At 50.0% G+C, this 16,137-nt stretch carries 12 protein-coding genes; 11 read left to right on the top strand and 1 reads right to left on the bottom strand.

Annotated elements, in window-relative coordinates; translation table 11 throughout:
- Nucleotides 1–99: 99 nt before the first annotated feature.
- The 5 genes from typA (at nucleotide 100) to DYD62_RS14740 (ending at nucleotide 8,022) form a co-directional block, all read left to right on the top strand.
- Nucleotides 100–1,920 carry a translational GTPase TypA gene (gene typA, locus DYD62_RS14760; protein WP_115228069.1) on the top strand — a complete coding sequence of 607 codons (1,821 nt, stop codon included), beginning with the start codon at nucleotides 100–102 and terminating at the stop codon, nucleotides 1,918–1,920.
- A gap of 70 nt (nucleotides 1,921–1,990) precedes the next feature.
- Nucleotides 1,991–2,389: an RNA-binding S4 domain-containing protein gene (locus tag DYD62_RS14755; protein WP_115228068.1), complete on the top strand. Its 399-nt coding sequence runs from the start codon at nucleotides 1,991–1,993 to the stop codon at nucleotides 2,387–2,389.
- Between the two features lie 132 nt (nucleotides 2,390–2,521).
- On the top strand, nucleotides 2,522–3,784 hold the full coding sequence (locus DYD62_RS14750) for a diguanylate cyclase (protein ID WP_115228067.1): 1,263 nt from the start codon (nucleotides 2,522–2,524) through the stop codon (nucleotides 3,782–3,784).
- A 181-nt stretch (nucleotides 3,785–3,965) separates the two neighbouring features.
- The gene (locus tag DYD62_RS14745; protein ID WP_115228066.1) at nucleotides 3,966–5,774 is read left to right on the top strand and encodes a M61 family metallopeptidase; all 1,809 of its coding nucleotides are present in this window, start codon (nucleotides 3,966–3,968) and stop codon (nucleotides 5,772–5,774) included.
- Nucleotides 5,775–5,838: 64 nt separating this feature from the next.
- The gene (locus DYD62_RS14740) at nucleotides 5,839–8,022 is read left to right on the top strand and encodes a putative bifunctional diguanylate cyclase/phosphodiesterase (RefSeq protein ID WP_115228065.1); all 2,184 of its coding nucleotides are present in this window, start codon (nucleotides 5,839–5,841) and stop codon (nucleotides 8,020–8,022) included.
- On the opposite strand, the gene pdxR is transcribed toward DYD62_RS14740, so the two are convergent.
- A complete protein-coding gene (pdxR, locus tag DYD62_RS14735; RefSeq protein ID WP_115228064.1) occupies nucleotides 8,010–9,464 on the bottom strand; it encodes a MocR-like pyridoxine biosynthesis transcription factor PdxR in 1,455 nt (484 codons plus the stop codon). The genes DYD62_RS14740 and pdxR overlap by 13 nt on opposite strands.
- Nucleotides 9,465–9,636: 172 nt before the next feature.
- Here pdxR and DYD62_RS14730 point away from each other — a divergent pair, with 172 nt between their 5' ends.
- From DYD62_RS14730 to DYD62_RS14705, 6 genes are all read left to right on the top strand, one after another.
- Nucleotides 9,637–10,083 carry a rhodanese-like domain-containing protein gene (locus DYD62_RS14730; RefSeq protein ID WP_115228063.1) on the top strand — a complete coding sequence of 149 codons (447 nt, stop codon included), beginning with the start codon at nucleotides 9,637–9,639 and terminating at the stop codon, nucleotides 10,081–10,083.
- A gap of 441 nt (nucleotides 10,084–10,524) precedes the next feature.
- Nucleotides 10,525–11,259 (top strand): GNAT family N-acetyltransferase, encoded by a 735-nt coding sequence (locus tag DYD62_RS14725; RefSeq protein WP_115228062.1) that lies wholly within the window; start codon nucleotides 10,525–10,527, stop codon nucleotides 11,257–11,259.
- A gap of 466 nt (nucleotides 11,260–11,725) precedes the next feature.
- The gene (locus DYD62_RS14720; protein ID WP_115228061.1) at nucleotides 11,726–12,736 is read left to right on the top strand and encodes a putative 2-aminoethylphosphonate ABC transporter substrate-binding protein; all 1,011 of its coding nucleotides are present in this window, start codon (nucleotides 11,726–11,728) and stop codon (nucleotides 12,734–12,736) included.
- 176 nt (nucleotides 12,737–12,912) lie between these two features.
- Entirely contained in the window at nucleotides 12,913–13,260 is a 348-nt protein-coding gene (locus DYD62_RS14715; RefSeq protein WP_115228060.1) for a hypothetical protein, read from the top strand.
- Nucleotides 13,253–14,368, top strand: a complete 1,116-nt coding sequence (locus tag DYD62_RS14710; protein WP_115228059.1) for a putative 2-aminoethylphosphonate ABC transporter ATP-binding protein — start codon at nucleotides 13,253–13,255, stop codon at nucleotides 14,366–14,368. Before DYD62_RS14715 ends, DYD62_RS14710 begins: the two co-directional genes overlap by 8 nt.
- Nucleotides 14,365–16,044, top strand: a complete 1,680-nt coding sequence (locus DYD62_RS14705; RefSeq protein ID WP_115228058.1) for a putative 2-aminoethylphosphonate ABC transporter permease subunit — start codon at nucleotides 14,365–14,367, stop codon at nucleotides 16,042–16,044. The genes DYD62_RS14710 and DYD62_RS14705 overlap by 4 nt, the downstream gene beginning before the upstream one ends.
- The last annotated feature ends 93 nt before the right edge of the window (nucleotides 16,045–16,137 follow it).

The following is a 16,137-nucleotide window of genomic DNA, read 5'->3' as shown; positions in this document are numbered from 1 at the left end:
TGATTTATATGAATTATTTCCTAAAGCGTCGGAACTTAGTCGCGAAATCCACTTCGCGTGGTACAATCGCGCACTTTTTTAAAATCTGCAGCCCAGACAATGACAACCCGCGCCATTCGTAATATTGCAATTATTGCCCACGTTGACCACGGTAAGACTACCCTCGTTGACAAACTCCTCCGCCAATCCGGCACCTTCCGCGACAACCAGCAAGTTGCTGAACGCGTGATGGACAGTAATGATATCGAAAAAGAGCGCGGTATCACGATTCTGGCTAAAAACACCGCCCTTGAATACGAAGGCTACCATATCAATGTGGTTGACACTCCAGGTCACGCCGATTTCGGTGGTGAAGTGGAACGTGTTCTGGGTATGGTTGATGGCGTATTGCTGCTCGTTGATGCTGTTGATGGCCCGATGCCACAAACTCGCTTCGTAACTAAAAAAGCTTTGGCACTCGGTCTGAAGCCTATTGTTGTTATTAATAAAATTGACCGTCCTGGCGCACGTCCGGATTGGGTTGTAGACCAGACTTTCGATTTGTTCGATAAGCTTGGCGCAACCGACGAACAACTTGATTTCCCGGTTATCTACGCTTCTGCATTGAATGGCTACGCTAAGCTCGAACTCGAAACCGAGAGCGATAATATGCGTGCGCTGTTTGATACCGTGCTGAGCCATGTGCATGCTCCTACTGGTGATCCTGAAGCACCATTGCAATTGCAAATTTCTGCGCTGGATTACTCCACCTACACCGGTCGTCTTGGGATTGGCCGTGTCTTGAATGGTCGTATCAAGCCAGGTCAGGCTGTTGTGGTAATGAACCACGAAAATCAAGTGGGTCAGGGCCGTATCAATCAGGTTCTGGGCTTCCAAGGGCTTGAGCGTATACCTGTTGAAGAAGCACAAGCTGGTGACATCATTATTATTTCTGGTCTGGATGAGATCGGTATCGGTGTAACCATCTGTGATAAAGAACAGCCAGTCGGCATGCCTATGCTGACAATTGATGAGCCAACACTGACTATGGACTTTATGGTGAACACTTCACCATTAGCCGGTACTGAAGGTAAGTTTGTGACCAGCCGTCAGATTCGTGACCGCCTGACCAAAGAGCTGCTGACTAACGTTGCTCTGAAAGTTGAAGAAACTGAAGACGCTGATATCTTCCGCGTTTCAGGTCGTGGTGAGTTGCACCTGACTATTCTGCTGGAAAACATGCGTCGTGAAGGCTTTGAAATGGCCGTGGCTAAACCACGCGTTGTTTACAAAGACATTGATGGCGTTAAATGTGAGCCTTATGAAAATCTGTCTATCGACCTTGAAGATGAACACCAAGGTGCGGTAATGGAAGAAATTGGTCGCCGCCGTGGTGAGCTGACCAATATGGAATCCGATGGTAATGGCCGTACCCGTCTGGAATACCATATTCCTGCGCGTGGTCTGATTGGCTTCCAAGGCGATTTCATGACCATGACTCGCGGTACTGGCCTGATTGGCCACGTTTTTGATGACTACGCACCGGCTAAAGCCGACATGCCAGGCCGTCATAACGGTGTATTGGTTTCTCAAGAAAATGGTGAAGCAGTTGCCTACGCATTGTGGAAGCTGGAAGACCGTGGCCGTATGTTTGTAGCCCCAGGCGACAAATTGTACGAAGGCATGGTTATTGGTATTCACACGCGTGATAACGATCTGGTAGTTAACCCGGTTAAGGGTAAGCAACTGACTAACGTTCGCGCTTCCGGTACGGATGAAGCGGTTCGTTTGACCACAGCGATCAAAATGACGCTGGAATCAGCGGTTGAGTTTATTGATGATGATGAATTGGTAGAAATCACACCAACAAGCATCCGTATTCGTAAACGTTACTTAAACGAAACAGAACGTCGTCGTCACTTTAAAGCTAAAACACACTAAGCTTTTATTCCGGTTTTCGGGATACACAACACCCCGCTGCTGCGGGGTGTTTTTGTTTCAGGAGCATCAAATGGATAGCGGTGTTCGTATCGATAAATGGTTATGGGCAGCCCGTTTTTTTAAAACACGCTCTCTAGCGAGTGCAGCGATTGACGCTGGGCATGTGCATTTAAACCAGCAAAGAGTTAAGCCAGCCCGCTTGATTAAAGTGGGCGATACTTTACGTGTTCGTACAGAGCAGGGCGAGTATGAAATCGCTGTACTTGAACTATCTGAGCAGCGCGGGCCCGCCCCAGCGGCACGTAGGCTTTATCAGGAAAACGCAGAAAGTATGCTTAAGCGTGAGCGGGATAAAGAGGCTCGTCAGCTTGCGCCAAGGTTTGAGCATCCGGCGGGGGAAGGGCGCCCAAGTAAAAAATGGCGGCGGCAACTGCATCAGTTCGAACAAAAAAATAGTATGGGTGACTAGCTCTGATAAACCGTGGAAGACTGATATTCTGAAGACTATGTTTTTGCCCCGCTGCAGCTAAAAGCACGCAAAAAGCTGTTTTTGCGCTTATATTTGCAGAGGACTGATTTTAATAAACACCAGGCTGTCGATATGAATTCGGATCAAAAAAAACCAATTGTGTATTTATCTGCGCAGCAGATTCAGGGAAGTGCCGAATTAGCAAAACAGCTGACTTTCTTTGGTTTTGAATGCCGGTCTTATATGAAGCAGAGTGCCTTGCTGGTGGCCATGCATACAGAGCCGCCATTTGCAGTCTTGCTTGGAGAGGAAGGGTTGGAAGATTGCTCCGCAGAGCAAATATTGCCCCGCCTGCAGAAGCTATCCCGCGGGCCGGTTTTGTTTCTGACTTCGGAGCTCACCGTAGTAGAGCAAATTCATTATGTAAAATTGGGTGTGACTGATTTTGTTTATATTCCGCTCGATATTCAAAAGCTGATTGATCGCTTGGATGTATTGTTGGAAAAGACACAAAATACGCCCTATCGTGTGCTGATAGTCGATGATTCCGAAGCAATGGGTAAGGCAAGTGGCAATATTCTGCAGCAGGCCGATATGCAGGTTCAGCAGATTAAAAACCCATTGGATGTATTTGTCTCGCTTGAACGGTTTATGCCCGATATTGTGCTGATGGATGTGTATATGCCTCAGTGTTCTGGTGATGAAATGGCGAAAGTCATCCGCCAGCAAACTCAGTTTGATAGCGTTCCTATTGTTTTTTTATCAACAGAAACAAATAGAAATAAGCAATTAATGGCGCGCAGTATGGGGGGGGACGATTTCTGGGTAAAAAATATGCCCGCTGAAGAGCTGGTGGCGTCAGTAGCGATGACCTGTGCGCGCTATCGCTCATTACGGCGCTGGATGAGCTGTGATAGTCTTACAGCATTATTAAACCATACGCATATTATTGAATGGCTGGAGCGGGAAGTAAAACGCTCGCAAAAAGAAGCGCTTTCTTTGTCTTTTGCCATGGTTGATATTGATCATTTTAAAAAGATTAATGATAGTTACGGTCATGCTGTCGGCGATAAAGTGATTAAAATTCTGGCGCGTTTATTACGTCAGTCCATTAATGGTGAAGGGGCTGTTGGGCGATATGGTGGAGAAGAGTTTGCGGTGGTTTTTTCAGAAACCAGTATGATTCGTGCAGCACAAAAAATTGATCATTGGCGGCTTCGTTTTACTGAGCTGATTCAATTATCTGGCGATATTCAATTTCCGGTCACATTCAGCGCGGGCGTTGCCCTTTTAAAAAATGGCATGGATGCGCAGCAATTAATTGATGCCGCTGATGAGGCTCTTTATCAGGCCAAACATGCAGGACGTAATCAGGTTGGTTTATATCAGGGTTGATTTTCTATCTATCTGCAGTGCTTAAAGTAATGTACTCATTGCCTTTGTTTTATCCTGATCATCTTTCTTCAAAGGCTGATGGGTGCATTTATGCCGGGGCACTGCATCGCCATGCTTGTTTAAAGGCGTAAATCGCACAGTGTATTTGCTGTTTTTATCGACTTTTGCTTAAAGATAATTCATGACAATATCCTATAAAATTTCACCTGCGTCTTTGCACGCACATCTTTTTCATGTTTCTATTTTCATTAAAAATCCAGATCCGGCAGGGCAGTGCGTCTATTTGCCTGCCTGGATTCCTGGCAGTTATTTAATTAGGGAATTCGCCAGAAATATTGTTGAAATCAGGGCCGAATCAGATGGTAAAGCGCGGGCGCTGACTAAAAGCGATAAGCATACCTGGCAGGCGGAGCCCGTGAATGGCCCATTAGAAATTCACTACAGCGTATATGCGTGGGATTTATCGGTCAGAGGCGCGTATTTAGACCAGACACGGGGCTTTTTTAATGGCACCAGTGTCTTTTTGGCGGTGAAGGGGCAGGAAAAAAATAGCTGCAATGTAGAAATCATTGCACCGGAAGGAAAAGAATATAAAAACTGGAAAATAGCCACGACGCTGCCCGCGCATGGCGCAAAACAGGGGCAATTTGGCCGCTATCAGGCGGCAGATTACGATGAGCTGATTGATCATCCGGTAGAAATGGGTGAATTTAGCCAAATCAGTTTTAAAGCCTGCGGCATTCCCCACGATATTGTGATTGCCGGGCGGCATAATGCTGATTTAAAGCGTTTGAAAAAAGATTTAAAACAAATTTGCGAATACCAGATTCGTTTATTTGGCGAGCCTGCGCCTTTTGATCGCTATCTGTTTATGACTATGGCGCTGGGTGATGGTTATGGTGGATTAGAGCATCGCTCATCCACCGCGCTGATGTGTAATCGCGATGATTTGCCATTTGAGCATGAAACACAAGTTAAAACGGGCTATCGCCAATTTCTAGGGCTGTGCAGTCATGAGTATTTTCACAGCTGGAATGTCAAAAGAATCAAACCGGCTGCCTATGCACCCTATGATTTAAGCCAGGAAAACTACACACGTTTATTGTGGGCTTTTGAAGGTGTGACTTCTTATTACGATGATTTAACACTGGTGCGCACAGGTTTAATCAGCCCGCAGGAGTATTTGGATTTATTGGCGCAAACCGTGACCGGCGTGCAAAGAAGTCACGGTCGGACAAAACAAACTTTAGCCGAATCCAGCTTTGATACGTGGGTGAAGTTTTATCGCCAGGATGAAAATAGTCCCAATAGCTTGGTTAGCTATTACGCCAAAGGTGCATTAACAGCTCTCTGCCTTGATTTACTGATTCGCCAGCAAACAACGGGGCAGAAATCGCTTGATGATGTGATGCGGGCGCTCTGGCTGCGCTATGGCAAAGATTTTGCTACTCGTGGCGAAGGGGTGGCGGAGGAGGCGTGGGAAGCGCTGGCCAGTGAAGTGAGTGGTCTCGATTTGAAACCCTTCTTTGATACGGCGATACGCTCTACAGACGAGCTGCCGCTGCAGGCTTTACTGGCTGATTTTGGTGTGGATTGGCAATTGCGTGCTGCAGTGGGTGCTGCGGATAAAGGCGGCTGGTTAGATAAAGAATTGCAAGCGGTCAATAGCCTTGGCGTACGTACCAGTATTGAAGGGGGCTTTGTAAAGTTAAGTCATGTACTGGATGGTGGTGCGGCGCAACAGTCGGGCTTGTCTGCTGGCGATTTATTGATTGCAATGAATCACTTACGTGTGACCGGCGGTAATTTGGATGGCTTGCTGGCCAGCCAGCCGACTAATGGCAAAGTAGAAGTTTTGGCCTTCCGCCGCGATGAATTGATGCAGTTTAATGTGCATTTGCAGCCTGCTGAAGCAAATACTTGCGGTCTGAGGCTTAAATCCCTTGAGGATAACTTAAGCATTACACGAAACGCATGGCTGAAGGGGTAATATTCTGATATTGCCTTGCTAAGATCTGACTGCTATCAATTTGGAATGACAAGGATTATAAAATATGTCGTTTCATATGATGGCTCAATCGATTCAGCGTTGGTTTCGTCAGCTGAGCAGTGCCCGAATTAAAATTTTACTGGTACTGCTGGTACTCAACCTGCTGCTTATGGTGGTCTTTACATTACTCATGCAATGGGTGATGTGTAATGGGGTGCGCCGCGATGCAGATACACGCTTGTCTGCTGCGGTGCGAACCCTTCCTATGCTGTTGCCTGCTGATTATCTTCCCCGTGCCTTGTCGGGCGCTGTCATTGCCCAAGATGAATATCTGCACCATGTGGCCAGCTTGAATCGCTATTGTCAGATTGCTGGCTTGCGTTATCTTTACGCATTTAAGCGTGAGGGTGACAAAGTCTCATATTTGGTGGATAGCGCTTCGCCCGCTGAGCTTGTAAAGGGCAGTTATGGGCCTTATCAGACCTTCTATGCCGATCCAGGCGGTAACGCCTTAGCCGCTTTAAAAGATGGTTTGCCACGCACGGTTACTTTGCACGATGCATGGGGTGAATTCCGCACTTTTTTACTGCCGGTTCAGTTTGCTGATGGCTCTTATTATTTGCTGGCCGCCGATATTGATAATCAGCTCTTTAATGAAGCGCTCGCCAAGGCCCGCTGGCAAGCAGTCTGGATGGGGCTTGTCTTGTTTGCTGTGGCGTGTGCCGTATGTTTTGTGGTTGCACATCATTTTTCTGCGCCTCTTGCAACTTTATCAAGGGCGGTGCGCAGAATGGCCTCCGGGGATTTTGGCGTGCGAATTCATGCGGGCAGGCAGGATGAGCTGGGCAGCCTTGCGCGAGCATTTAATGCTTTGGGTGAGTTGGTTTTAGCTAGAGATAAGTCCTTGCGTGAGTTGGCTTTTGTGGATTCATTGTCTGGCCTTGCCAATCGGGCAGGGTTTTTATTGTATGTAGAGGAACATTTGCGGCCCGAGAGCGGTGCTTATGCCTTAGTTGTTCTGAATGTAAATGATTTTCACTTTATTAATGAATATCTTGGATATCAGGATGGTGATACGGCGCTGCGCTTTGTTGCAGGGCGTCTGAATCTTTTTCAGCGTCCCGTCACAAAGGTGGCTCGTCTGGGAGCAAATACCTTTGCTTTATTGCTGGAGCGGGTTTTGCACGACGATGTGCTCAAAGTGCTGGAGCGGGTTGATGTATGCATGGCAGAGCCACTGCTGATCGGTAAAGAGCGCTTGGATATCAGCGCAACCTCTGGAGTGGCCTTGTTTCCCGAGCATGGGTTCAGCGCCGACAGCCTGTTACGCAATGCAGAAGTGGCGCTGTGTGATGCAAAAAGAGCCAGGCGTAGCTTTGCATTTTATGATCCCGAGCAAGAGGCCTATTCGCGTAATCAGCTCACCTTAATGGGGGATTTGCGCGAGGCTCTGGCAGAGGGGCATTTACTGGTTTATTACCAGCCCAAGGTAAAAATGGTTGATGGCGTGGTCCATGAGGCCGAGGCCCTTGTGCGCTGGCAGCACCCAGAGCGCGGGTTTATATCGCCTGGCGTATTTATTCCTTTTGCCGAGCAAACGGGCAAATTGCGGGCGATTACAGAATGGGTTGTTCATGATGTGCTTACCCAAGCCTCGGCGTGGCTGAATGAAGGGCTTGAGCTTTGTATTTCGGTTAATGTGGGTGTCAGTGATGTGGAAGACGCTAGTTTTGTGTCTTTTTTGGAAATGCAGCTGGCTGGGTGCCAAGTGCCGCCACAAAATTTATGCTTGGAAATTACCGAAACGGGCGTGATGCGCAACCCTAAGGAGTTAATGCGCAATTTAGAATACCTGCGGGCCATGGGCGTTAAATTATCGATTGATGACTTTGGTACGGGTTATTCCTCTTTTGCCTACTTAGCCAAAATGCCGGTTCATGAATTAAAAATTGATCAGAGTTTTGTTATGTCGATGAATGAGCGTTTCGAAAATGTCTCTATTGTGCGTTCGATTATTGAGCTTGGGCATATTCTGGGTTTGTCTGTGATTGCTGAAGGGGTAGAAACTGAAGCCGTATGGCAGGCGCTGGCTGTTATGGGCTGCGATGAGGCTCAGGGTTATCTGATTGCAGCTCCTATGCCAGCCAAAGCGTTCTCACTCTGGTGCCGGTCTGATTCAAGGCTGCATTTGCCGATTCCATTACCCAATATGGCTGAGGGTAATTACACGGTCCGTCATTTTTCCTGATAGCTTTTGATCAATGTTTCACTTGCTCTGATGATTTGCTCGTTACTCAATGAGGCGTAACCCATTAGCCAGCCTTCCGTTTTTGCCTCTTTCTGATAAAAAGCCGATAAAGGTCTGAGTGCTAAACCCGCTGTTGTTCCGCTTGCCGTCCATGGTTTTTCTAAGCCCTTGGATAGTTGCAATGCAAATTGCAATCCCGCCGCCGTGTTGACCGGCTTTATGACATCGGCTATGGGTTGTAGTTTTTCCAGTAGTAAATCTCGGCGGCTGCGGTAAAGCAGGCGCATCTGACGTAAATGGGTGGCAAAGTGGCCTTGTGTTATGAAGTCTGCCGTAACGGCCTGCAAAAACTGTGCGCTATGCCCGTCAAAAGCGATTCTTGCGGTAATAAATGCAGGGACTAAGGCGGGCGGCAAGACGATATAGGCCAGCCGCAGCGAGGGGAACAAAACCTTGCTGAAGGTGCCCACATAAATCACCCTCCCTTGCTGATCAAGCCCTTGTAGCGCAGGTAGCGGGCGCTGGTCATAATAGAATTCGCTATCGTAATCATCCTCAATAATCCATGCCTGATGTGCTGCCGCTTGCGCAATCAGTGTCATCCGCCGGGGCAAACTCATCGCAATGCCGAGCGGATATTGGTGCGATGGCGTGGTGTAAATCAGCCGGGGCGCTGCCAGTGTCTGGCTGATGCCGGTGTTAAAACCTTCTTGATCTACCGGCACAGGCACGATCTGTGCGCCTGCCGCCAACATGGCGTTTCTGGCGCCCAAATAACCAGGGTCTTCCAGCCAAACGGTGTCTTCCGGATCAATCAGTAGTTGGGCAATCATTTGCAAGGCTTGTTGTGAGCTATTCAAAATAAGTATCTGCTCGGGCTGGCAATCCACGCCGCGCGCTTGTGCCAGATAGCCAGCAATAGCCAATTGCAACTCCGGCAAGCCTTGCGCGGGGCCATAGCTGGCGAGTGCAGCCCCACTTTTACTCCAGCGCTGCTGCATTAGCTTTTGCCATAGGGCATGGGGAAACGCGCGGGTGTCGGGCTGTCCTGCATTAAAAGCGAGGCTAGGCAGGGTGGTATCTCGGCAGCCGCCCGCATCCACAATCCCTTGCCCTCTCTGTGAGAGCTGTGCCGACGCGCTGGCCGTTTTTTTTGACGGGCGTAACTGCGGCGTAAAAGCCACAAAACTCCCTGATCCTGCCCTTCGTTCAAGATAACCTTCTGCCTCCAACTGTGCATAAGCGGCCTCTACGCTACTGCGTGAAATGGCTAAATCTTTGGCAAGCATTCGGCTGGCAGGCAAGCGGCTGTCCTGGGGTAATCGCCCGGCAAGCAAGGCTTTACGTAGGGTGTGGATCAGTTGGGCTTGAATCCCCATGCTCGCAGTGGCACTTGCCGCAAATAGGGTGGGCCAGACTGGCGCAGAAAGTGGTTTGCTCATGGTGGCTGAAGTGGTAGGTAGCAGCAGGCCAATTTACCTTTAAATTAGCGCTGTGAATATCTGATTGGGGACGAAGATGAGCGATCAATTTGCTCGTCTTCGTAAATTGCCGGGTAGCAGCAGGACCTGGTCCCTTTAAATTGGAGCTGTGAACCATCTTTTGGAGGTGATGATGAGTGATCAATCTGCAGTGAAAAGCAGTGGCTTAGCCAGCCCTGCGGAGTCGGCCGCTTATTTGGCAGAAAAACTGCGCTTTCATACGGATGCGGCCGATTTAGCCAGCGATCTGTATGCCCAGCACTCAGAAATTGTTGCGCTGGATACCCGCAGTAGTGAGGCTTATGAGCGCGGCCATATCCCCGGTGCCATCTCGTTTCCACATCGCTTAATGGACGAGGCAAGCACAGCACGGCTGGATCGTAGCAAGGTCTATGTGTGCTATTGCGATGGCATAGGCTGTAATGGCTCGACATGGGGTAGCTATAAGCTTGCCAAGCTTGGTTTTATGGTGAAAGAGTTGATTGGTGGTTTGGATTTCTGGCAGCGCGATGGGCACCCGATTGCCCTTGGAGCAGAGGCGGGGGTGTTGGCGGGAGGGGGGATTGAGTGTGATTGTTGAGGGTGGGGGATGTGTCAGTCTTATCAGCTTAAGTGAAACGGTTTTCTTAGGGCGGGTGCAGCCCGCGAAATACGCGGGCTTCACCCCATGCACGCTAAGCAAAGTCAAAAAAATCTTTTTTGTGCCTTCGGCGAGTTGATTTAGGTGCGGGATCCCCGCGGGGACTCACTTTCTTGAACGGCCAAGAAAGTAAGCAAAGAAGGCCGCCCCTAAAACACGAAATCCCCTCGCTGTGGACAGCGGCGTTGTGTCAACTCGCTTCGCTCAAACACGAATTGACGACTACCCCGCCCCGCTTGTTCCTCGCTCGGCGTGTTTTTAGGGGGGGGTAAAAACCCCGTGCTGAGAGCGTAGCTGTTATGTTTTTTGTATGAATGCGACGTAACAAATGGCTAGCGTTGAGGCTTTTTCTTTGCTGTACATTGATCTTGAGGAGTTTGTATGAGTTATGAACTAAACCAATTCGGCCAGCCTGTTGGTCTGCCGCTGCAAGACTGGGTTGCCCCTGTTTTTCCTCCTGCAAAGACGCTGGTCGGCTGGGGTTGTAAGGTGGAGCCTTTGGCTCGGCATAGTGATGATTTATGGCAGGCTTTTTCGGCGGATGATGGCCGGATGTGGACTTATTTAACCTCTGGGCCTTTTGCCGATGTGCAGGCTTTTAATGTCTGGTTAGATAGGGTAAGTGGCGGGGTTGATCCGCAGTTTTACGCTATTGTGGACGAGGCCAGTGGCAAGGCCTTGGGGCTGGCTGCTTATTTGAGGATAGAGCCGGCAGCGGCAGCGATTGAAGTGGGCTGGTTGCATTTTTCCCCAGCTTTACAAGGCACACGCCTCGCGACGGCGGCGATGGTGCTGATGATGAAAAATGCCTTTGAGCTGGGCTACCGGCGTTATGAATGGAAGTGCAATGCACTGAATTTGCCTTCGCGCAAGGCGGCACAGCGTTTGGGGTTTAGCTTTGAAGGCGTGTTTCGCCAGGCTACGGTAAATAGAAATCGCAACCGTGATACAGCGTGGTTTTCGGTGCTGGATAAGGAATGGCCAGCGCTGGAAGAGGCGTACGTTCAATGGCTGTCGGCAGAAAATTTTGATGAGGCAGGTCGGCAGCGGCTGGCTTTGTCTGAATTAACAAGGCCTCTGCTGGCAATGAAAGATGTGGCCTCGCCGCTCTTGTGAAGGTTGGTCGTGGTGGCGGGTTGATGCGATTTGATTTTAAAAAATGCTTCAGTTTGGCTGTGAGCTACACCTTGAACCACGGCGTAAAAAGAGGGGGGCAGAGTGCCGCAGAGAAGATCGATCTTTGGCTTGTGGCACTCTGCGCTCTATGTGGTTTAAGGTTTAACGCTCGCAGCACGCCCTCACTTGTCTAGCAGCCTGTCGGACTTAAGACTGTCCTACTGCAAAAACACCGGATTTGGCCATATTTCGATCTTTTTTTCGTTAAATAGCCCGCTATTCGCCTCAAAAAACCTCAAAATCTGCCTCAAACCGGACGTTTTCTCGCTACGGACGCTCAAGTCCGACAGGCTGCTAGAAAAGATCGTCACATAAGATTCGTCTAGACGTCATGCCTATGTAATGTTGTTTTCCTACAATCCTTCACGCTCCCTTGCTACTTTACCGATCGTGAAAGGATAGAAGAATGACACGTATTGCTGTATTGCTCTCTGCGCTGCTTGCCGGCCACGCTTTTGCTGAAACTTCCCTGACCGTATATACCGCGCTTGAAGCGGATCAGCTCAAGCCTTATCAAGCACAATTTGAAGAACAAAACCCCGGCATCAAGCTGAAATGGGTGCGGGATTCAACCGGCATTATCACGGCTAAATTACTGGCAGAAAAAAACGCCCCGCAAGCCGATGTGGTGTTAGGCGTAGCGGCTTCAAGCCTGCTGGTGATGGAAAAAGAAGGTATGTTGCAGCCATATGCTGCCAAGGGTGTTGAAAAGCTTTCCAAGCAATACGTTGACGACAGCAATCCACCTGCTTGGGTAGGAATGGATGTTTGGGGTGCGACGGTTTGTTTTAACACGGTAGAAGCGGCCAAGCTGGGCCTGAAAAAACCAGAAAGCTGGCGCGATCTGACCAAGCCTGAATACAAGGGCAAAATTGTGATGCCTAATCCGGCATCCAGCGGTACAGGTTATTTTGATGTCACAGCATGGCTGAAGGTGTTTGGTGGCGAGAAAGAAGGTTGGGCCTTTATGGACAAGCTGCACGAAAACATGGCGCAATACACACATTCAGGCTCCAAGCCTTGCAAACAAGCTGCTGCGGGCGAGTTCCCAATTGGTATTTCCTTTGAATACCGTGCAGCCAAGCTAAAAGAAGGCGGTGCACCAATTGATCTGGTCTTCCCTAAGGAAGGTTTGGGTTGGGATGTGGAAGCCACCGCTATCATGAAGGGCACTAAGAATTTAGATGCGGCTAAAAAATTGGCGGATTGGGCTGCATCAAAAAGCGCAAATGAGTTGTACGAAAAGAACTTCGCCGTAGTGGCCTACCCTGGCGTGGCTAAGCCCAATGCGCATATCCCTGCGAACTACGAGCAATTGCTGATCAAGCAAGATCTGCGCTGGTCTGCACATAACCGCGACAAAATCTTGGCTGAATGGACACGTCGTTACGACGCAAAATCTGAGGCAAAGAAATAAAAATGCGGCACAAACCGGCTTACCTCCTGAGGTAGGCCGGTTTTTGGCGTTGTAAGTAAAACCCAAATCTTAAAACACAGAGGTCACAGAGAACACGGAGTTTCACAGAGAAAATCTGGTTTTCAATTAAGCCCTTTTTTGTTTTTGGAACGCTTTCAAATTTTGAGTTCTGTGATATGTCGCTTCTAGTTGCACAGGGCTTAAATCTCCCCTTGAAACACGCCGGAGTGAGGAACAAGCGGGGCGGGGTTTCGGCCAGGGAGCGAGGCAGCGAGCCAATCCCGCCTGCCGCCGACTCGATTGTCCGCAGCGCAGGGGCCTTCGTGTTTCGTGGGGTCGCCTTCTTTGGCTTCGTTTCTTGGCGAAGCAAGAAAGGAAGGCCCTGCGGTGGCTACCGCTCCAAAATCAACGTGCCGCAGGCACTAAAAAGCTTTGAAGTTTTCTTGGGCGGGCAATCTCCGCTCAAGAAAAACTTCATCACTTGTTCCAAAACGTTTACCGCTTCAGGCCTGATTAATGAATAGAAATATTGAATTGCCCCTCGTCGCCAGCACAGATTATTTAACAATAGAAGGCCTAGCGAAGCGCTTTGGTGCTTTTGTGGCCTTAAAGCAAATCTCGCTGAGTGTTAAAAAAGGCGAGCTGCTCTGCCTGCTCGGGCCATCCGGCTGCGGCAAAACCACGCTGCTGCGCATGATTGCGGGGCTGGAGTTTGCCGATGCGGGTGCCATCACGGTGGAGGGCAAAGACATCACTCGTCTGCCTGCCGCCAAGCGTGATTACGGCATTGTGTTTCAGTCTTACGCTTTATTTCCCAATTTAAATGTGGCAGACAATATTGCTTACGGCTTGAAAGGGCGCAATAGCGATAAGGCTGCACGCGTTACAAGCTTGCTTGAGCTGATCGGCCTTGCGGGTATCGAGAACAAATATCCGGCGCAGTTATCCGGCGGGCAGCAGCAGCGGGTGGCTTTGGCGCGCGCCTTGGCCACTTCCCCAGGTCTTTTATTATTAGACGAGCCACTGTCTGCGCTGGATGCCCGTGTGCGCGAGCACTTGCGCCGCGAAATTCGCAGCTTGCAACAACGCCTGGGTATTACCACGATTTTAGTGACGCACGATCAGGATGAGGCGCTGACGATGGCCGATCGGATTGTGGTGATGAACCACGGTGTGATCGAGCAGGTTGGCACGCCTGAAGAAATTTACAGCCATCCGCAAAGCCGCTTTGTGGCCGAGTTTGTTGGTAAATCGAATTGGATTAAGGCCCGGGTAAGCGGCAATCAATGCCTGAGCGTCGCCGATGCTGAGCTTTACGCCCTGCATCTGCCGCCATTACCACCGGGGCAGGAGGTGGAACTCTTTATCCGCCCTGAGGCGGTGCGCCTGCATGCCACTTGGGATGCCGCACTCTTGAGAGAGCCCAACACTGCGCTGGCTGATGTCAGCAAGATTGAACTATTAGGCAGCTTTTACCGTATCAGCCTGCATGTGCCGGTGTGGAACAGCGATTTAATGGTCGATCTCAGTCGTGATCAGCTTGCCCTCTATCAGCCTTCTTTAGCACAGCGTATCCCGGTTTCCTTGCCGCACGATCAGCTGCGGGTTTTTTGTAGCAAGGATGCAGAATGAGCACAGCCCTTACTTTAAAGCTCGATATTCGGGAAAGAATGGCGGGCAGCATCAGCTATCTGATTGCGGCATTTTTGCTGATTGGCGTGGCGGGGCCGCTGCTGGCGATTCTGGGTAAGTCTTTACTCGCACAAAGCGGCGAATTCACCGGCTTAAGTAATTTTATTGAAATCACCAATGTGGCAGGCTTTTGGTCTGCGGTGGGCAATAGCCTGTGGGTGTCGGCGTTGACTACGACGATTGTGCTGCCGCTGGCCTATGTCTTTGCCGCAGCGCTGAGTCGTAGCGCCATGCCGGGCAAGGCGGTGTTTCGCTATCTGGCTTTGATTCCGCTCCTCGCGCCGTCCCTTTTACCCGGCATTTCGCTGGTTTATTTATTTGGCAATCAAGGCCTGATCAAAAGCTGGCTGCCGCTGGGCGTCAGCATTTATGGCCCGCTGGGTATTGTACTGGGCGAGGTGTTTTATACCTTTCCACATGCCCTGATGATTTTGCTCACCGCGCTGGCGATTGCCGATGCGCGGCTGTATGAGGCAGCCACCGCGCTGGGGGCTGGGCGAGTGCGGCAATGGTTCACCGTCACTTTGCCAGCAGTGCGTTATGGCCTGATCTCGGCGGCATTTGTGGTGTTTACGCTGGTGATGACCGATTTTGGCGTGCCAAAGCTGATTGGCGGGCAGTTTAATGTGCTGGCGGTTGAGGCGTATAAGCAGGTGATCGGCCAGCAGAATTTCCCTAAGGGCGCGGTGATTGGTCTTTTGCTGCTCTTCCCGGCTTTGCTGTCTTTTGTGGTTGATTACTTTGTGCAAAAAAAGCAAAAAGCCCTGCTTACCGCGCGTGCCCAGCCTTTAGTGGCAAAGCCTTCTTCGCTCAGAGATGCCGCCGCTTTTCTGTGTTGCAGCACAATTTCCCTGTGGTTGATCGTGATGCTGGGCGTGGCCGTAGCGGCGTCTTTAATCACGCTCTGGCCGTATAACTTAAGCCTGACACTGGCGCATTTTGATTTTGAGCAAATGGATGGCGGTGGTTGGCTGGCTTATTTTAATAGCTTAAAGCTCGCATTCTGGACGGCGATCTGCGGCGTGTTGTTGGTATTTATCGGTGCTTATTTAAATGAAAAGCTAAAAGTAGCGCCGCTGGCCCAAGCCATTTTGCGCGTATTAGCGATGTTGCCAATGGCCGTGCCGGGCTTGGTATTGGGCTTGGGTTATGTGTTCTTTTTTAATCACCCGCATAACCCGATGCACAGCCTTTACGGCACGATGGGTATTTTGGTGCTCTGCACCGTGACGCATTTCTATACCACGGCGCATCTCACCGCCACCACTGCGCTTAAGCAGATGGACGCAGAATTTGAAGCCGTCGCCGCCTCGCTGAAAGTGCCGTTCTGGACCACCTTTAGCCGCGTCACCGTACCGGTTTGCCTGCCCGCTATTTTAGATATCGCCCGCTATTATTTTGTTTCTGCCATGACCACTGTCTCTGCTGTGATTTTCCTCTACACGCCAGACACCGTGCTCTCTTCCCTGGCCGTGCTGAATATGGACGACGCAGGCGACACCGCCGCTGCAGCAGCAATGGCTACCCTGATTGTGATGACATCGGCCTTGGTGTGTCTGTTATTCGCTATTGCCTCGGCGCTATTGGGCAAACGCTCGCAAGCGTGGAGAAGGTAGCTTGGTGCGATAAAGTGTTTCTTAGTTATAACGATGCTTCTGTTTAAAGTTAAGGGAGCTAAATCTTGAACCACAGAGAACACTAAGAGCACA

The sequence above is a fragment of the Iodobacter fluviatilis genome, from assembly GCF_900451195.1.
In the GTDB taxonomy this organism is placed as follows: Bacteria; Pseudomonadota; Gammaproteobacteria; order Burkholderiales; family Chitinibacteraceae; genus Iodobacter; species Iodobacter fluviatilis.
This window is presented reverse-complemented; position numbering and strand designations above follow the sequence as displayed.

Coding starts and splice junctions, on each gene's coding strand:
- typA (WP_115228069.1), top strand. CDS start 100: ATGACAACCCGCGCCATTCGTAATATTGCAATTATTGCCCACGTTGAC.
- DYD62_RS14755 (WP_115228068.1), top strand. CDS start 1,991: ATGGATAGCGGTGTTCGTATCGATAAATGGTTATGGGCAGCCCGTTTT.
- DYD62_RS14750 (WP_115228067.1), top strand. CDS start 2,522: ATGAATTCGGATCAAAAAAAACCAATTGTGTATTTATCTGCGCAGCAG.
- DYD62_RS14745 (WP_115228066.1), top strand. CDS start 3,966: ATGACAATATCCTATAAAATTTCACCTGCGTCTTTGCACGCACATCTT.
- DYD62_RS14740 (WP_115228065.1), top strand. CDS start 5,839: ATGTCGTTTCATATGATGGCTCAATCGATTCAGCGTTGGTTTCGTCAG.
- pdxR (WP_115228064.1), bottom strand. CDS start 9,464: ATGAGCAAACCACTTTCTGCGCCAGTCTGGCCCACCCTATTTGCGGCA.
- DYD62_RS14730 (WP_115228063.1), top strand. CDS start 9,637: ATGAGTGATCAATCTGCAGTGAAAAGCAGTGGCTTAGCCAGCCCTGCG.
- DYD62_RS14725 (WP_115228062.1), top strand. CDS start 10,525: ATGAGTTATGAACTAAACCAATTCGGCCAGCCTGTTGGTCTGCCGCTG.
- DYD62_RS14720 (WP_115228061.1), top strand. CDS start 11,726: ATGACACGTATTGCTGTATTGCTCTCTGCGCTGCTTGCCGGCCACGCT.
- DYD62_RS14715 (WP_115228060.1), top strand. CDS start 12,913: ATGTCGCTTCTAGTTGCACAGGGCTTAAATCTCCCCTTGAAACACGCC.
- DYD62_RS14710 (WP_115228059.1), top strand. CDS start 13,253: ATGAATAGAAATATTGAATTGCCCCTCGTCGCCAGCACAGATTATTTA.
- DYD62_RS14705 (WP_115228058.1), top strand. CDS start 14,365: ATGAGCACAGCCCTTACTTTAAAGCTCGATATTCGGGAAAGAATGGCG.